Raw genomic sequence first — 585 nt, 5'->3', positions numbered from 1 at the left:
TAACAAATGTCTTTTTTTCTGGAAATTTCTATAATAACTTGTCTGACTAGTTCGACAATTAAAATCTGAATTCCTTCCAATTGTTTATTAAGTAAAATATTTTTCAGATTTACCATCAGCGCTCTGGCGATTGCAAGCTGCTGTTGGCCGCCTTTTCGCTTTGAACAAACGTTTGATTAAAATAAATAGCCCCCCTGTTTAGCCGGAAGCAGGCCTATGGAGTGGATGGCCGACTCCATTTCGGCCTAATACAGCGACAATCTGCCCCGGGTGAACCTCCATGCTAAGGCTGTGCTAAACCATCGATTGATCATAACCAGACGTTACATTCCTGATGGCAGCCCGTTGTTTTGCTCCGCAATCGGAAGCATGGCATGGAGGCCAGTCTGAGGCGCCGTCCTCCACGATACCGAGAACCCGACTATTGCCATTAACTCCGCATCATGGACGGTCACTTCGCTGATCGCCACCGTTCCTTTTAATGAGTGAAGAATTCCGGCCTTCACTGATTCCCCGCTTGTGTCGATATCAATTGTTTTCTCACACCCCCGTGACTCCCGACACTTTCTTCGTTGCAGTACATTC

General features: G+C 46.5%; 1 protein-coding gene and 1 pseudogene. Both read right to left on the bottom strand.

Translation table 11 applies throughout. The features are described from left to right. Positions 1–116: hypothetical protein (locus tag ACWHAR_RS29940; RefSeq protein WP_452088791.1), on the bottom strand; the 116-nt coding region annotated here is incomplete at its 3' end. Positions 117–378: 262 nt separating this feature from the next. Then, positions 379–585: pseudogene (locus tag ACWHAR_RS29935) on the bottom strand (urea ABC transporter substrate-binding protein); the annotation flags it as partial.

This window comes from Bacillus sp. LR--39 (genome assembly GCF_053613335.1).
This window is presented reverse-complemented; position numbering and strand designations above follow the sequence as displayed.